This is a genomic window from Acinetobacter sp. 231_lipA (assembly GCF_058243005.1).
Genome location: NZ_JBZAYU010000001.1, coordinates 1,345,934 through 1,361,119 on the forward strand (window position 1 = coordinate 1,345,934; position 15,186 = coordinate 1,361,119).

Below are 15,186 nucleotides of genomic sequence, written 5' to 3' on the forward strand. Positions count from 1 at the left end.
TTTTTTCATTACTTTTGCACTGCTGCTGCTTTAATATTCACACTGAGAATTTTAACAGGTTGTTTCGGTACATCTTGATGTGGCCCTGCACGTCCTGTCGGTACTTTAGTGATCTTATCCACCACATCCATACCTTTAGTGACCTGACCAAAAACCGCATAACCTGCGTTATTGGTACTTCTATCTAGAAAGTTATTATCCACCACATTAATAAAGAACTGACTGGTTGCAGAATGCGGTAGGTTGGTTCGTGCCATCGCCAAAGTGCCACGTTTATTCGATAGACCATTACTTGATTCATTTTGAATGGCTGGTCGTGTTGGTTTTTCTATCAGGTCAGCAGTCATGCCCCCACCTTGCACCATAAAACCCGGAATGACGCGATGAAAGATCGTGCCGTTATAAAACTTAGCTTTCGTATAGTCTTCAAAGTTTTTTGCTGAGATTGGTGCTTTATCATTAAACAGTTCAATTTCGATGTTGCCCATTGATGTTTTCATTTCAACAATCGTGTTATTTGCCATGACCGCCATACTCATACATGTAGCCGCCACTGCAACTAAACTCTTCTTTAACATTTCGTTACTCACAGCATTCAGATGTTATTAGATTTCGGTATATTAATCGTTCAGTTTGACATCCTCCGCGACCTAAAGGACGGGGATTCCTACTGCTAGACGCTCATGTCCGAGCGCAAGAATATTCAGTGCGGAATTTATATAACGATCATGGAATGTACCGCATTCCATGCACTGCCATTCTCTTATTCCAAGTCCCGTTCTACCTTTCGGACTACTACAGCGTGAGCCACAGCTCGAACAAGTTTGGGTGGTATAGGCTTCATTGACTTCTTTATACCATACACTTGCGTTCTCGCATTTATACTTGAGCATGGTTCTAAGTGTTGTCCAACTTGCATCTAATACAGACTTCGCTAGTTTAGTCCGTGCTAATGCCTTTGCATTCACATTACCAACGAAGATGGCTGCATGTTTATTCACCAATTTATGACTGAATTGATGTAGCGTATTTTGACGTATGTTTCTAATCTTGGCATGAATCGCTTTAACACGCTTTTTATTTCTAGCACGTTGAGCAATGCCAAGTTTTTGTTCGTATTGCCGATAGATTTGAGGGGCTTTGAGCTTTACGCCATCTGAACAGGTTGCAAGGTCTTTTAAGCCCAAATCTATACCGATTGAGGTATTACCCTTTGATTTAACTTGTTTTGTCTTATCAACAACTAAACAAACATACCAACGTCCACGACTGTCTTCTACAAATGAGCCTGTTTTGACGTTGTATTTTGATAGTCCATAGCTATCCCATAGCTTGAATTGATGCTTGCCATACTGCACGTAGCCATCAGCATATTTGATTGCAACCTTTTTGAAGGGTATCCAACCCAAAGAACGTCTTGCAGACTTCTTATTACTCACCCGCCATTTTAGCTTTGCTTTTTTAAACTGCTTTCTTCGAGTAACCAATTCTTCTGTTATCGCTTGAACAGTTTGACTATGCAGATTGCATTCTTTAGATGTGCCTTTCGTGTATTTAGCAATATCGTAAGCTGAAAGAAATTCACCTTTTCTTTTTAGATGTTTAAATCCTAAATCATTCACATAATTCCAAACAAAATTTACTTCCAATGCGAGTTGGTCTAGTACCTTGTAATGTTTGTCTTTTATGCGTAATTTAAGTGTTTTCATGATTAAAATATATTTGGTCTATGAGCAATAGTCAAGAGATTAGAACAGGTCGCCACTGTGTTTTTAATATGCATGTACATTTAGTCTTTGTGGCTAAATACCGTAGAGATGTTTTTACCAAAGCAATGCTTGAAACAATGCGTGAAGTGTTTGAGCGTATCTGCTTAGACTTTGAAGCCGAGTTGGTAGAGTTTGATGGTGAACACGATCATGTTCATTTGCTTGTGAATTATCCACCTAAAATAGCAATTTCTAGCTTAGTGAATAGTTTAAAGGGTGCTTCAAGTCGCATTGTAAGAACCAAACACCCTGAAATTAAAAACAAGCTATGGGGCAGTGCTTTGTGGTCGCCTAGTTACTTCGCTGCTTCATGTGGCGGTGCGCCAATTGGAATTGTTAAACAATATATTCAACAACAGCAAACACCGCATTAATGGCTTACGCCACTCGCTTATATCCTCGGGCTAAACCCCGAGGTTTTACGCTCCAATGGATAAATAAAACACTACTTCTTCTAAGAAAACGAGAATAACGATGAATGAAGCTTTAGCCCTGTCTCAATTGAGTCAATTTCCACCTTGGCATTTACAAGGTGAAGCCTTTATTTTGAATTATTGGATCAGTCCGCAATTTATCCGACAATATAAAGCGTTTCGTATCGCCCCGTCCCCGATTGGTCGTGTGGTTCAAGTCATGTTGGTGCGTTATCATCAATCCCCTGTTGGACCTTATGATGAACTGCTTTTGCTCGACCACCCTTTACTGAGCAAACGGCGATTAAGCTCGATTCCTAAAATTTATGTGTCTACACAGATTTCAGTTGAACATGGTCAACAACTTTGGGGCATTCCGAAAGAGTTCGCTCAGTTTGACTGGCATACGCAGCACGAAACAACACAATGTCAACTCAGCACTCAAGACCAAACCCTGTGTTTAACACTCACCCAATGCAAAAAGGCACGTCCGTTTTATATTAATAGTCATCACATTCCACGTTCCATGCTCAAAATACAACAAGCATGGCAAGGTCAACGCTATGAGTTTTCTCCACAGTTTCGCGCAAAGCTAATAAAACTGAAAAAATTTGAATGGCAAAACCATACCACCCTCTTCCCAGACTTTGGCCAAGCCAAGGCTCTACAAAGTTTTTATGTCCCGAGTTTTCAGCTCGTTTTTCCAGAAGCCAAAATCCGCCCTAAATAAAAAAAGAATGTTCCACGTGAAACATTCTTTTTAAAATCCATGCTTTTTTATTTGGCATTCTTATCCCAAAATTTTCTAAAATTCTTTGCCATTTCTATGGTAATTTTTTTTGCCCGACGAGAAATGATGGTGAAGTTCACAAACCCATGGGGTTGATCTAGATAATTCTGATAATAAACCTTATTGCTCTGCTGCTTTAATTTGATGGCATAAATTTCACCTTCATCATGCAATAAATCATGACCTGCGGTGATGACAAAAGCGGGTGCGACACTTTTTAATACACCATAAGTCGGCGAAACAATAGGATCATCCAGTGCTACCTGATGTTGTTCAGCATACAACGACGTCACTCTATCGACATCTTGCCCCGTTAAGGTCAGTCCATCTTTATAAGCAAAGAACGATGGATGGCGACTTTTGAAATCGACCACGGGGTAAATTAACAGTTGTGCACTTGGCGCATAAGCTTTTGCAGCAGTTCGCTGCGCCACCACGGCACTGATATTACCACCGGCACTATCGCCAGCCACCGCAATTCGATTTTTCAAAATTTTGAACTGACGACGGTTTTGATAGACCCAAGCCAAAGCATCTTCACAAGATTGAATTAATAAATTCGGGCCAACTTCTGGCGCCAAAGGATAATCAATACTGAGCACCTGCACTTTGGCATGGATCGCCAGTAAGCGACAGACTTCATCATGACTGTCGAGACTGCCGACCACGAAGCCGCCGCCATGATAAAACACCAGCATCGGAAGTTTCTTATTCGGTGCAGGATGATAATGCCGCGCAAACACAGTTCCACTTTGTAAAGGTAGACGTAAATCCTCCACTTGTTTTACCGTGCTGGGTTTGGCGGTCAACATTTGAATTTGATGATCAAACAATTTACGCGAACGGTGGTAGTCTTCAAAAATAAAGCCTGATTTGCCTTGCTTATATTGAGCTGCCATTAAGCATTTGATAAAGGGGTCCAGTTGTTCAAACTGGTGAGGATAACCCAGCGCTTTAACCAAGCCTTCTTGTGCTACTGTCGGTAAGCGATCAATTACTCGTGCCGCACTGCCTTGGCCTTGTTCCATCCATTGTTGTAAAGTTTGATTCAACACGCCCATGTCAATAATATCCTTTTATCGTTCTTCATATTCTCTACATGATCAGCACTTATGTGACCATTCTCTTATATAAGTCTTCACATCAAGATACATAGCAATACGCCCTATACGCTAATCTTCTTTTAAGAGCTTGTCATTGACAATTTTTATGCCGATTTAGGAGTGTTTTGCTACTCCGTTTTTATGAAGGAGACCTGCCATGACTAAAAAAATAATATTCCTCTCACTCATCAGCACCTTGTTTGTTGGTTGTGTGGCTTTTCCTGAGGATGGCTATTATGACGGACGCTATGACCACCGCTATGATTATGACGATCGACGCTACGACCAGCATGATCGCTATGAACGTGAACGAGACCGCCAACGTTGGGAATACCAACAACGACAAAACCGCATTGAACGCGAACGCCGCGAGGCAGACCGAAACCGTCAAAGACATACTGAATGGGAACGCCAAAACCGCGAACAAGAACGGCAACGTATTGAAGCTGAGCGCAAACGGATCGCTCATCAACGTCATCAAGACTGGCAACAGAAAAAGCGTGAGCAAGAGCGATTAAACCAAGAACGTAAACGTTATGATGCTGAGCGTCAGCAACGACAAAATGCCGAACGCAAACGTCGTGAGCAAGAGCGTCAACGAACTGAAGATCGACGTAAACAATCCAATAACGATCGTAAGCAACGTACCGATGATCAACGCCGCGATCAAAACAAAGGTTGGGATAACTCACGTCAAGAGCGATAAAATCGTCATCGCACATCAGACTGATGAAATAACACGGCTGAACAGCTTTAGTGATTTATCCTATAAAAAAAGACCTTCACGGCATCCTGTGAAGGTCTTTAACAAAGCGAGTGTAAGAGAAGTTCTCTTTTAAGCTTTATTGTTGTGTTGTCGCAGGTGTAGATTGGATGGGTTCAATCTGAGCCGCAGGATCTGCTTGAACCTCGACTCCAGCACTCCCCTCAACGGTTGCTGTTGCATCCGGTGCAGTGGTCACTTGAGCGGACTCAGGCGCTGTATTGGTTTCATTTGAGCTACAGCCCACAATGGCAAATGCTGAACCTAAAAGCGCTAGAGACAATAGTGCAGTTTTCTTATTTAACATTCTTTCATTTCCTTTTACGTCATACAAAATAGCAAAGCCAAACTTTGCCCTGCCTATCTTTGTCAAATCCGAAAACTTTTACACACGTGCTGAGTTGTAGTTTTTGCAGACTCGAGTACAACTTGTGCAATTTTTTATTAATTGCGCACAAATACCGCCTTAGCACTACATCTCCACAGCAGCTCAAGTTAATATGCTGATTCTGCATTATTTCTTTCTTCGGTGAGCAGCATAAATAGGAACTCTATGCTTAGACCATCAACTCTTCAGTATTGCAGAACTCTTGTATGCTGATACACGATTAAATAATGTTATTTTTAAAGTTTAAGCAAAAAAAGCTTAACCCAAAGCGGATTAAGCTCGAGAAAGCATACAAAAATAAAGAAACCACAGCCTTAAAAATCGAATTTTGAGCGCAAAGCTGGAAGCATCCTGACAGCATTATACCTTTGCACTGAATAAAGTACTTTTGGGAGACGTATTATTCAAAAACCTAAATCTCTAAATTAGGAAGATTTCCCCAAGCTATGCAAATAGGTCCCAGTCACCATACTTTGCTCTCTCCACAAAGTATGATCACCGCTGATGAACTCATTATGTGGTCAAGCGAAAAATTAGTAAAACAGATAAATTTAATTAAAATAATTCAATGTAACGATTAGACTTTTTCAACATAAAAAAACTAAAGCAGGATTGGAAATGGACCTTCAGACAGAATAAGTGCCAAGAAAGCCTGATTTCAGCAAATTTTTACCAAAAATAAATGAATTAATCACTGAAGCCGCTTGAATTTTTGGCTGTTGCCCCGACCTTTTATAGTAATCCTGAATTCAATGACGCATGGCAGTTCAGATTAACCCAGTTAACACTGATGCCTGAAGGACTGTACATGTTTAAGAACCCATTTAAACGGAGTAAATCAATGGCGACTGAGCACAATCAAGAAGCTCAAGATCTAGGGCAAGAGCAAGCGGATTCACAAACAGCGCAAACTCAAGCTGAAACGGAGCAAGCTGAAGTTTCAGTTGAGGATTTACAAGCTCAAATTACCAATCTTGAAGAAAGCCTAAAGCTTGAAAAAGCACGCACTGCAAATGCTGTATACGAAGCACAAAAAAGTGTAGAGCGTATTCAACGTGAATCCGATAAGCATAAAGACACCGTTCTCGAAAAATTCGCAAAAGAGTTACTTGACTCAGTGGATAATTTAGAACGTGCCCTTAGCGCATCGGGTGAGGAAAAAACACCAATGTTTGAAGGTGTGGAACTAACGTTGAAATCGCTACTGACTGCACTGGAAAAATTTGGTGTGGTCGCAGTTGATACAGCAAATGGTTTCAATGCGGACTTGCATCAAGCAGTCGGGATTGATCCAAATGCAAAAGCCAACGAGATCGGAACGGTATTACAAAAAGGTTATACCTTAAATGGTCGTTTGCTTCGTCCAGCAATGGTCATGGTTGGCGCATAAACTCTATAAATTCGAGAGTTTGTAAAATTTTTTCTTGATTATCACTTGAAAAAAATTGAACGGCTCTCATATCGAATAACAAGCAAAAACATTGCAAAAATTTTTGAGGAATCATCCAAATGGCTAAAATCATTGGTATTGACTTAGGTACAACAAACTCTTGCGTCGCTGTACTTGAAGGCGACAAAGTTAAAGTGATCGACAACGCTGAAGGTGCACGTACAACACCATCGATTATTGCGTATAAAGATGGCGAAATCTTGGTGGGTCAGTCTGCAAAACGTCAAGCAGTGACTAACCCTAAAAACACATTATTCGCAATCAAACGTTTGATCGGTCGTAAGTATCAAGACCAAGCAGTTCAAAAGGACATCGGTCTTGTCCCTTACAAAATCATCAAAGCTGACAATGGTGATGCTTGGGTTGAAGTAAACGACAAGAAACTTGCACCACAACAAATCTCTGCTGAAATCTTGAAAAAGATGAAGAAAACTGCAGAAGATTACTTAGGTGAGACAGTAACTGAAGCGGTGATTACCGTTCCTGCTTACTTTAACGATGCACAGCGTCAAGCAACTAAAGATGCGGGTAAAATCGCAGGTTTAGAAGTTAAACGTATCATCAACGAACCAACGGCTGCTGCACTTGCGTTCGGTATGGACAAAAAAGAAGGCGACCGTAAAATCGCAGTTTATGACTTAGGTGGTGGTACTTTTGACGTATCTATCATTGAAATCGCTGATCTTGATGGCGACCAACAAATTGAAGTGTTATCAACTAACGGTGATACCTTCCTTGGCGGTGAAGACTTCGATAACGCTTTAATCGAGTTCTTGGTTGAAGAGTTCAAGAAAGAACAAAACTTCAACTTGAAACAAGATCCACTTGCATTACAACGTTTGAAAGAAGCAGCTGAAAAAGCAAAAATCGAGCTTTCTTCGTCAAATGCAACTGAAATTAACCTTCCGTACATCACGGCTGATGCGACTGGTCCTAAACATTTAGTGATTAACGTAACACGTGCAAAACTTGAAGGTTTAGTGGCTGATTTAGTTGAACGTACAATCGAACCTTGCCGCATTGCGCTTAAAGATGCTGGTCTTTCAACAAGCGACATCTCTGACGTAATCTTGGTGGGTGGTCAATCTCGTATGCCACTTGTACAACAAAAAGTACAAGAGTTCTTCGGCCGTGAACCACGTAAAGACGTGAACCCTGACGAAGCGGTAGCAATGGGTGCTGCAATTCAAGGTGCGGTATTGTCTGGTGACAAAACTGACGTACTTCTTCTTGACGTTACTCCGTTGACACTTGGTATCGAAACCATGGGTGGCGTGTTAACAGCAATTATTGAGAAAAACACCACGATTCCTGCGAAGAAATCTCAAGTGTTCTCAACTGCTGCGGACAACCAACCTGCTGTAGACATTTCTGTGTTCCAAGGTGAACGTAAAATGGCACAGCAAAACAAATTGTTAGGTAACTTCCAATTAGGCGACATTCCACCTGCTCCACGTGGTGTGCCACAAATTGAAGTATCGTTCGACATTAACGCTGATGGTATCTTGAAAGTATCTGCGAAAGATAAGAGCACTGGTAAAGAGCAATCAATCCAGATTAAAGCAAACTCAGGTTTGTCTGATGCTGAAATCGAAGCAATGATCAAAGATGCTGAAGCGAATGCTGAAGAAGACCGTAAGTTCGAAGAACTTGCGAAAGCACGTAACGAAGCGGATGCATTGGTATCTTCTGCTCAAAAAGCAGTAAAAGATCTAGGCGAGCAAGTAACTGCTGACGAAAAAACTGCTGTTGAAACTGCTGTTGCTGAGCTTGAAACTTCGACTAAAGAAAATGATGTAGAAGACATCAAAGCGAAAACTGAAGCACTTCAAAACATCATCATGCCGATCACGCAACGCGCTTATGAAGCTGCGCAAGGTCAAGGCGGTGCTGAAGGGTTCGACCCGAATGCATTCGGTGGTGAAGCTGGTCAACAACAAAAAGCGGACGATGGCGTTGTAGATGCTGAGTTCACTGAAGTAAAAGATGACAAAAAATAATTTGTCTCTTTAATAAAAAAACCGCGCTTAGGCGCGGTTTTTTTATTACCTAAATATTGTTGTTTCACATTCCACTTTTACATTAGGCTGATAAAAAATTTAGATCTCAGCCTTCAATGAAAAATTTACAGTTGGGACTCATCGTCCTCATTACAACCTTCGGTTCCGCATGTACAACAATAAGCCCCTCCGTAGAAACAGCTAAAAACCAACATCAGCAAAGCGCGCAGCAGCAGATCCAACAAGCCTTCGATCAACTCCAAACCACTGGGGTGATTGTCATTAAGGACAAGTATGGCTTACACAGCTACGGCAATGACTTGAGCCGTGCTCAGACACCCTATGTACCGGCCTCTACCTTTAAAATGCTGAATGCCTTAATCGGACTAGAACATGGTAAAGCAACCAGCACCGAGGTGTTTAAATGGGATGGTCAAAAGCGTAGTTTCCCTGCCTGGGAAAAAGACATGACTTTAGGGCAAGCCATGCAAGCATCTGCTGTTCCCGTTTATCAGGAGCTTGCACGGCGCATTGGTCTAGACCTGATGCAAAAAGAAGTACAGCGCATTGGATATGGCAATCAACAGATTGGCACCGTTGTCGATAATTTTTGGTTAGTCGGTCCACTGCAAATTACACCTGTTCAAGAAGTCCTTTTTGTAGAGAAGCTGGCCAATACACAACTCGCTTTTGAGCCAGATGTGCAACATACCGTACAAGACATGTTGCTGATTGAACAAAAACCGAATTATAAACTCTACGCCAAATCTGGTTGGGGCATGGACCTAGAACCGCAAGTGGGCTGGTGGACAGGCTGGGTCGAAACAGCAACAGGTGAAAAAGTGTATTTTGCTTTGAATATGCAGATGAAAACAGGAATTTCAGCCAGCGTGCGTGAGCAACTGGTCAAACAAAGTCTAACAGCACTGGGGATAATTTAAGCCCCCAGAGAAGACGCATTTTTTATGTTGCAAAGGTATTTTTTACGCTAAAGTAGCTAAAAATAAAGATATATGAAGAAATATGCGTCAAAGTCTCTTGTTTGCTTTACTGGGCTTTTTAGGGTTGATTCTGTATCAAAATATACAACAGCCCCAGCTGCGTCTCAACCCACTGCTGGATCGGCTCACCCATCCTTTCGATCAGCGTATTCGCTATCGTATTGCGGAAGTCGATCCACGTTTTGCTCTTAGTGAACATGAGTTAAAGCAGATTAGCCAGCAAGCCACGGACATTTGGAAACAGGGTTTGGGCCAAGACTACTTTGTCTATGACCCTAATGCTCGGCTCAGTATTCGACTCATTTATGACCAGCGTCAAGATGAGTCGTTACAACGCCGCGATCAACTGTCTAAACTGACACAAAATGAACACGGGCTGAGTCAAAAAAATAATGAACTCAAAGCCATGCAACAAAATCTGGCACGTCACTCAGGGGCCTTAGATGTGCAAAAACAGAGTCTACAAGAACTTAGCCAAAACTATAATGCCATGATCCGTCAGTATAACCAGCACGGCGGAGTTCCTGCTTCGCAGCAAGCGGCCGTACAACAGAGTTTAGCGCAGCTGCATCAACAGCAACACGTTTTAGACCAACAAATTACCAGCTTTAATCTGCAAGTGAATGCCTACAACCAAAAGGTAGATGAGCTGAACCGTTTGGATCAAGGTCACAATCTGGCCATCGACCAGTTCAACCAGCGCTTTCAACCTCGATTATTTGATAAAGGACTGTTCAATGGGCGTGAAATTCATATTTATGAGTTTGAGTCCAAAGAAGACTTACGTATGACTTTAGCACATGAATTTGGCCATGCCCTCGGCATGAAACATCATAATGATCCGAAAGCCCTGATGTACCCAATGCTAGAAGAGCAAGACATGCAGCATTTTCGTTTACAAAGTGCCGATATTGCGTTGTTTAATGCCCGTTGAAGTGATGGATTGCTAAAAACAATTCCCTAATTTCAATATGTGTATAAAATACAATCACAGCACATCTTGACTCGGGTTCGTGTTATTGTAAATAATTGAATATCCACTAGAAGCTTTGGAGACGAATGTGAGTTACTACCATATCTTAATCGAAGTAAATGACCACATCAGTACGATTGAAGAAACTCGTGATATCGAAATCTTTGATATTGTTGAGATTCAACCTTATCTCCATTCTATTCTATTGCCCTATTTTAATGAGCAGCTGTTAGAACTTGAAGATGAAAATTTAGAGTTTAAGGATGTTTTACACCTAGAAGTGAAACAGACGCTTTTACCAATCAATGACTTGATCGAAGAAGAACAGAAACTGTTACCGAGTGACACCGATGTCACCATTACTGCCTATGAAGTTTTTAATAACCGTGACTTAAGCCAAGATGTCACCACGATTATTTTTGACTTACTCGATGCAATTAAACTCGATTGAAAGTGAATGATTGCACATAAAAAGCCCTCATGATGAGGGCTTTTTTAATCAGATCAGGTTTAGATCGAGAAAGATGAACCACAACCACAGGTCGTTGTTGCATTTGGGTTTTGCACGATGAAACGTGAACCTTCTAAACCTTCAATATAATCCACCACTGAACCGACCAAATATTGATAACTCAATGAGTCAACCAACATTTTCACATCACCATTGATAAATTCTGCATCGTCTTCATTTTGGTTTTCAGCAAAGTTAAAACCATAAGAAAAACCTGAACAACCACCGCCCGTGACATATACACGAAGCATTAAATCTTGATTACCTTCACTGTCACGTAATTGACGTACTTTATTTGCGGCATTGTCGCTTAGTTCAAGTGCTTGGGCATTCATCTTAGATTCCTCAGTTCGGTTCAGCTGTCTTTCAAATCAAAAAGACCATATTTCGAGTATAGCATACTCAATATATGGTCCCTATTTGAATATTTAAAGTCAAATCAGACTAATTTTCTCAAGATTGTTTGTAATTTTCATCCTGTAGTCCACATTCAAAGTTTTTCGCCGCTTGCTTACAACGGAATTGCCATAACAGTTTCATCATTCGCTTATCGTAAATACCGCGGTTGGTGAGATCAATTCGTGCTTCCCGCATCATCTTTTGATAACCCGGTTGATCTGCAGCGGGCACCTGCATCCAATATTTTTGCGGAATTTCAGCTTTCATTTTACCCAAAATACCGAATGCACGCGGCAGCTGGCCTTTGACCCATTCCCGTGATTTTTGTCCATAACCTGCAGGGAATTTATCTGGACGAATAATGATATTACCTGTGACCTGTAAAATCGGATAATTTACAATCGCCCCTTTCGTCCCCAAGCCTTTATGTAACTCTAAGGGCTTAAAAACCGCAGCAGGCGCACCAATAATATCGACTTGACCGTTATTAAACTTTGCACCAAAGTTCGTGACATCGGCACTCACAGCTTGCGCACCAATTTGTTGAACCATGACTTTTTGCGCTTGATCATAGTCTAAAACCGCAATTTTCTTGCCTGCGGCTTTCGCTACGGTATTAATGCTACGGTCATTCACCAATAAAAAGGCGTCCCCCACAGGAATCACCCCTGCCAATTCATACTTGCCATTGACCATATGTTTAGCAAAAGTTGGGCTGGCCAAGCCTTGCATCACTTTAACCGCTAAATTGAGATCGGGCATCGCACCAATTGCGTCGAGTGAGCCTGTAAACGAATTAAATTGACGCCCACGCATGCCTGTAACACTAATGGCATCGCATTTTCCTGCTTTAAAATCCTCAGCAATCACGGCTTCGTTTTGTCCGACCCGCAGTTCAATATCCGCGCCCCAGTTTTTAGCCGCCAACTGATAATCTTTCATCAAGCTATATACATCACCATTTTTACCGACCAAGTCGAATACACAAACCACTTGTTTGGCCTGTGCCATCGCTGTTGCAGAAATGACTAATGTCCCGACACTGAGGCTTTTCATCCACTGTTTCATGTATCTTCCTTTTGACTTATTGTTGTTTATTGTGATGAGCCATTCACTTGTGCTCTTTGTTATTTTTAATGCCCCGAATGACACTTCACTCGGTTCAAAACCACTCATTTCCTACGCGCTATACAAATTAGCTGCGTCAAATCCATTTAAATCTGTCGCTTAAAAGCAAAAAAGAAAGCTCAATTAAACTGAGCTTTCTTTGATCACACTCGGCAAATTACTCACCGCCCAGTGAGCATTCAAAGTTGGCTTTATCCACCGAGCAACGGGCTTTTTTCAAGACCGACATCATTGCTGGATCATAAATGCCTCGTTTGGTCATATCCATCCGACCATCGCGCAGCATTTTTTGATATTTAGTTTTGTCTTCTGCTGTAAGATTCATTTTGTATTTTGCAGGAATGCCTGCTTCTAAACGACCAATCATTGCGATGCTTTTCGGTAGGTTTTTCACAAACCAATCTCGCGATTTTTGTCCAAAGCCTGCAGGGAATTGATCTGGGCGAATCACAAAGTCAGCTGTCACTTGTAGTACAGGGAAGTTAAACATTGCGCCGTTCGTGCCTAAACCTTTATAAATCTCTAAAGGTTTATAAGCATAAGCCGGTGCCCCGACCATATCGACTTGACCGTTATTAAACTTCGCCACAAAGTTAGACACATCGGAAATCACCGCTTGCGCACCGACGCGTTGCACCATGATTTTTTGGGCATCGTCATAGCCCAAGACTGCAAACTTTTTACCCGCCGCTTTTTCAATGGAATTAATACTTTTATCTCGTACAAAAATAAAAGCTGAACCTAAAGGTGCAATCCCTGCCACTTCATATTTTTTACCCCCAAGATTGGTCACCATTTTGGTCGCATTACGCTGATCTAATGCAAAAGTAATCGCACGTTGTGCAATGGCATTGCTTGGGGCACCGCCCAATGCATCAATAGAACCGACAAATTTATTGTACTGGCGCGCACGCATAGCGGTCATAAATACGCCATCACACTTGCCTGCTTTAAAGTCGTTGTCGGCAACGGCTTCATCTTGACGAGGGATTAAATTAATTTCAGCCCCCCAGCCTTTTGCCGCCAAAGCCCATTCTTGCGCCATTTGATACGACTCACCAGATTTGCCAAGCAAGTCAAATACACAGATGTCCACTTTAGCCGCTTGTGCTGTCGACGCTACACCCAAAGCAGAAAAAGCAGCGAGTGCGAGGGTTAATTTTTTCATTCTTGTGTCCTTGTTCGTTTTGTTGTTTGACAGGTGTCCATACACATGCAAAATATTAAGCAAGTTAAAATTAAAAAAATAGAGCATTTACTCAAAAATTACTGTCAATTGGGCAAATTTTTTTCTTTTCTCTCATTTTTATTTTCAAAGGATTTATAAAAACATTTTAAATTCATTATATTAAAATAAAAAGCCTGCATCATTCGTTTTACATGAATGATGCTTAATATTACAAAGAAATACAGATTTTCGCCTTATTCACCGCCCAATGAACATTCAAAGTTAGTGCGTTCAACCGTACAACGGGCTTTTTTCAGCACGCGCATCATGCCTGGGTCATAGACCCCTTGTTTGGTTAAATCAATGCGCCCTTCCCGTAGCAAGCGCTGATATTTTTCTTTGTCTTCTTTGCTGAGCTGCATTTTGATTTTACTGGGAATGGCAGCTTCAAGTCGCTGCACCATAGCAAAGGATTGCGGAATTTTTTGCAAAAACCATTGCCGTGATTGCTCGCCAAATTGAGCAGGAAAACGCTCGGGTCTGACAATTAAATCTGCAGTGACATTGACCACGGGAAAGTTAAGCATAGCCCCTTTAGAGCCTAGACCTTTTTCAATTTCTAAGGGTTTATACGCATATGCAGGTGCAGCAACTACATCGACTTCGCCTGTATTAAACTTTTTTATAAAGTTGGAAATATCCGACATCACAGGTACAGCGCCCACTCGCTCTACCATCACCCGTTGGGCCCGGTCATAATGCAGGATGGCAAATTTTTTACCTTGTGCTTTTTCGATGGTATTTAGACTTCGGTCTTTTACAAAAATATAGGCTGAACCAATCAAGCCGATACCTGCCACTTCATAGTTTTCACCTTGTAATGTGGTGGTCATACGCTTGGTATTTCTAAGATCCAACACATATTCCACCGCCTTTTGTGCAATTTTATTGCTTGGCACTCCGCCTAAGGCATCAATCGAACCTGCGAACTTGTTATAGGTACGCGCGCGCATTGAGGTCATATACACCGCATCGCATTTATCATTTTGGAAGGCTTTATCGGCCAAGTCTTCGTCCTGAAACGAAATCAATTGTACCTGTGCACCCCATTTTTTACTGACCAAAGCCCATTCTTCTAAGAATTTATAAGATTCCCCTGCTTTACCTAATAGGTCGAAGACACACACCTGCTGCTTCGCTTGCACCATACTGGAGAAAGCGCATAGTGCTAGCGTCGATAAAATAAAAAATCCTTTTCTTTTCATTATTATCCCTTCATATTTTTTGTTTTACTGGGGAAATATATCTGTGTGCTATTCCTCAATATAGG

16 protein-coding genes are annotated in these 15,186 nt (G+C 41.5%); 8 read left to right on the plus strand and 8 right to left on the minus strand.

Features of this window, described 5'->3' with window-relative positions; translation table 11 throughout:
* Positions 1 to 8: 8 nt before the first annotated feature.
* Positions 9 to 578, minus strand: a complete 570-nt coding sequence (locus AC4CUX_RS06815; protein ID WP_058951463.1) for a peptidylprolyl isomerase — start codon at positions 576 to 578, stop codon at positions 9 to 11.
* A gap of 72 nt (positions 579 to 650) precedes the next feature.
* On the minus strand, positions 651 to 1,709 hold the full coding sequence (locus tag AC4CUX_RS06820) for an RNA-guided endonuclease InsQ/TnpB family protein (RefSeq protein ID WP_490792249.1): 1,059 nt from the start codon (positions 1,707 to 1,709) through the stop codon (positions 651 to 653).
* 20 nt (positions 1,710 to 1,729) lie between these two features.
* Between AC4CUX_RS06820 and tnpA the strand changes: the two genes are divergently transcribed.
* Positions 1,730 to 2,143 carry an IS200/IS605 family transposase gene (tnpA, locus tag AC4CUX_RS06825; protein ID WP_005402021.1) on the plus strand — a complete coding sequence of 138 codons (414 nt, stop codon included), beginning with the start codon at positions 1,730 to 1,732 and terminating at the stop codon, positions 2,141 to 2,143.
* A gap of 100 nt (positions 2,144 to 2,243) precedes the next feature.
* Positions 2,244 to 2,912: an acetoacetate decarboxylase family protein gene (locus AC4CUX_RS06830; RefSeq protein ID WP_005401739.1), complete on the plus strand. Its 669-nt coding sequence runs from the start codon at positions 2,244 to 2,246 to the stop codon at positions 2,910 to 2,912.
* 47 nt (positions 2,913 to 2,959) lie between these two features.
* Here AC4CUX_RS06830 and AC4CUX_RS06835 read toward each other — a convergent pair whose 3' ends face one another.
* The gene (locus tag AC4CUX_RS06835) at positions 2,960 to 4,033 is read right to left on the minus strand and encodes an alpha/beta hydrolase (protein WP_058951461.1); all 1,074 of its coding nucleotides are present in this window, start codon (positions 4,031 to 4,033) and stop codon (positions 2,960 to 2,962) included.
* A gap of 199 nt (positions 4,034 to 4,232) precedes the next feature.
* On the opposite strand from AC4CUX_RS06835, the gene AC4CUX_RS06840 reads away from it, so the two are divergent.
* Positions 4,233 to 4,781 carry a hypothetical protein gene (locus tag AC4CUX_RS06840; RefSeq protein ID WP_058951460.1) on the plus strand — a complete coding sequence of 183 codons (549 nt, stop codon included), beginning with the start codon at positions 4,233 to 4,235 and terminating at the stop codon, positions 4,779 to 4,781.
* Between the two features lie 136 nt (positions 4,782 to 4,917).
* On the opposite strand, the gene AC4CUX_RS06845 is transcribed toward AC4CUX_RS06840, so the two are convergent.
* Positions 4,918 to 5,145 (minus strand): hypothetical protein, encoded by a 228-nt coding sequence (locus tag AC4CUX_RS06845; RefSeq protein ID WP_039890835.1) that lies wholly within the window; start codon positions 5,143 to 5,145, stop codon positions 4,918 to 4,920.
* A gap of 922 nt (positions 5,146 to 6,067) precedes the next feature.
* Between AC4CUX_RS06845 and grpE the strand changes: the two genes are divergently transcribed.
* The 5 genes from grpE (at position 6,068) to AC4CUX_RS06870 (ending at position 11,101) form a co-directional block, all read left to right on the plus strand.
* The gene (grpE, locus tag AC4CUX_RS06850) at positions 6,068 to 6,616 is read left to right on the plus strand and encodes a nucleotide exchange factor GrpE (protein ID WP_058951459.1); all 549 of its coding nucleotides are present in this window, start codon (positions 6,068 to 6,070) and stop codon (positions 6,614 to 6,616) included.
* 119 nt (positions 6,617 to 6,735) lie between these two features.
* Entirely contained in the window at positions 6,736 to 8,676 is a 1,941-nt protein-coding gene (dnaK, locus tag AC4CUX_RS06855) for a molecular chaperone DnaK (RefSeq protein WP_058951458.1), read from the plus strand.
* 116 nt (positions 8,677 to 8,792) lie between these two features.
* The gene (locus AC4CUX_RS06860) at positions 8,793 to 9,617 is read left to right on the plus strand and encodes an OXA-211 family carbapenem-hydrolyzing class D beta-lactamase OXA-652 (RefSeq protein WP_058951457.1); all 825 of its coding nucleotides are present in this window, start codon (positions 8,793 to 8,795) and stop codon (positions 9,615 to 9,617) included.
* An 82-nt stretch (positions 9,618 to 9,699) separates the two neighbouring features.
* Positions 9,700 to 10,611: a matrixin family metalloprotease gene (locus AC4CUX_RS06865; RefSeq protein WP_159151798.1), complete on the plus strand. Its 912-nt coding sequence runs from the start codon at positions 9,700 to 9,702 to the stop codon at positions 10,609 to 10,611.
* Positions 10,612 to 10,726: 115 nt separating this feature from the next.
* A complete protein-coding gene (locus AC4CUX_RS06870) occupies positions 10,727 to 11,101 on the plus strand; it encodes a hypothetical protein (protein ID WP_005401765.1) in 375 nt (124 codons plus the stop codon).
* A 59-nt stretch (positions 11,102 to 11,160) separates the two neighbouring features.
* Here the strand turns inward: AC4CUX_RS06870 and erpA are convergent, their stop codons facing one another.
* The 4 genes from erpA to AC4CUX_RS06890 all read right to left on the minus strand — a co-directional run bounded on the left by erpA (position 11,161) and on the right by AC4CUX_RS06890 (position 15,121).
* Positions 11,161 to 11,496, minus strand: a complete 336-nt coding sequence (gene erpA / locus AC4CUX_RS06875) for an iron-sulfur cluster insertion protein ErpA (RefSeq protein WP_004697409.1) — start codon at positions 11,494 to 11,496, stop codon at positions 11,161 to 11,163.
* 118 nt (positions 11,497 to 11,614) lie between these two features.
* Entirely contained in the window at positions 11,615 to 12,616 is a 1,002-nt protein-coding gene (locus AC4CUX_RS06880) for a putative solute-binding protein (RefSeq protein ID WP_371746435.1), read from the minus strand.
* Positions 12,617 to 12,845: 229 nt separating this feature from the next.
* Positions 12,846 to 13,856, minus strand: a complete 1,011-nt coding sequence (locus tag AC4CUX_RS06885) for a putative solute-binding protein (protein ID WP_058951454.1) — start codon at positions 13,854 to 13,856, stop codon at positions 12,846 to 12,848.
* A gap of 254 nt (positions 13,857 to 14,110) precedes the next feature.
* Positions 14,111 to 15,121: a putative solute-binding protein gene (locus AC4CUX_RS06890; RefSeq protein WP_058951453.1), complete on the minus strand. Its 1,011-nt coding sequence runs from the start codon at positions 15,119 to 15,121 to the stop codon at positions 14,111 to 14,113.
* Positions 15,122 to 15,186: the final 65 nt, after the last annotated feature.

Bases quoted from the DNA above. Each gene is read 5' to 3' on its own strand.
- AC4CUX_RS06865 (WP_159151798.1), top strand. From the start codon at position 9,700: ATGCGTCAAAGTCTCTTGTTTGCTTTACTGGGCTTTTTAGGGTTGATT.
- AC4CUX_RS06880 (WP_371746435.1), bottom strand. From the start codon at position 12,616: ATGAAAAGCCTCAGTGTCGGGACATTAGTCATTTCTGCAACAGCGATG.
- AC4CUX_RS06890 (WP_058951453.1), bottom strand. From the start codon at position 15,121: ATGAAAAGAAAAGGATTTTTTATTTTATCGACGCTAGCACTATGCGCT.
- tnpA (WP_005402021.1), top strand. From the start codon at position 1,730: ATGAGCAATAGTCAAGAGATTAGAACAGGTCGCCACTGTGTTTTTAAT.
- AC4CUX_RS06820 (WP_490792249.1), bottom strand. From the start codon at position 1,709: ATGAAAACACTTAAATTACGCATAAAAGACAAACATTACAAGGTACTA.
- erpA (WP_004697409.1), bottom strand. From the start codon at position 11,496: ATGAATGCCCAAGCACTTGAACTAAGCGACAATGCCGCAAATAAAGTA.
- AC4CUX_RS06845 (WP_039890835.1), bottom strand. From the start codon at position 5,145: ATGTTAAATAAGAAAACTGCACTATTGTCTCTAGCGCTTTTAGGTTCA.
- AC4CUX_RS06835 (WP_058951461.1), bottom strand. From the start codon at position 4,033: ATGGGCGTGTTGAATCAAACTTTACAACAATGGATGGAACAAGGCCAA.
- AC4CUX_RS06885 (WP_058951454.1), bottom strand. From the start codon at position 13,856: ATGAAAAAATTAACCCTCGCACTCGCTGCTTTTTCTGCTTTGGGTGTA.
- grpE (WP_058951459.1), top strand. From the start codon at position 6,068: ATGGCGACTGAGCACAATCAAGAAGCTCAAGATCTAGGGCAAGAGCAA.
- AC4CUX_RS06840 (WP_058951460.1), top strand. From the start codon at position 4,233: ATGACTAAAAAAATAATATTCCTCTCACTCATCAGCACCTTGTTTGTT.
- dnaK (WP_058951458.1), top strand. From the start codon at position 6,736: ATGGCTAAAATCATTGGTATTGACTTAGGTACAACAAACTCTTGCGTC.
- AC4CUX_RS06815 (WP_058951463.1), bottom strand. From the start codon at position 578: ATGTTAAAGAAGAGTTTAGTTGCAGTGGCGGCTACATGTATGAGTATG.
- AC4CUX_RS06830 (WP_005401739.1), top strand. From the start codon at position 2,244: ATGAATGAAGCTTTAGCCCTGTCTCAATTGAGTCAATTTCCACCTTGG.
- AC4CUX_RS06860 (WP_058951457.1), top strand. From the start codon at position 8,793: ATGAAAAATTTACAGTTGGGACTCATCGTCCTCATTACAACCTTCGGT.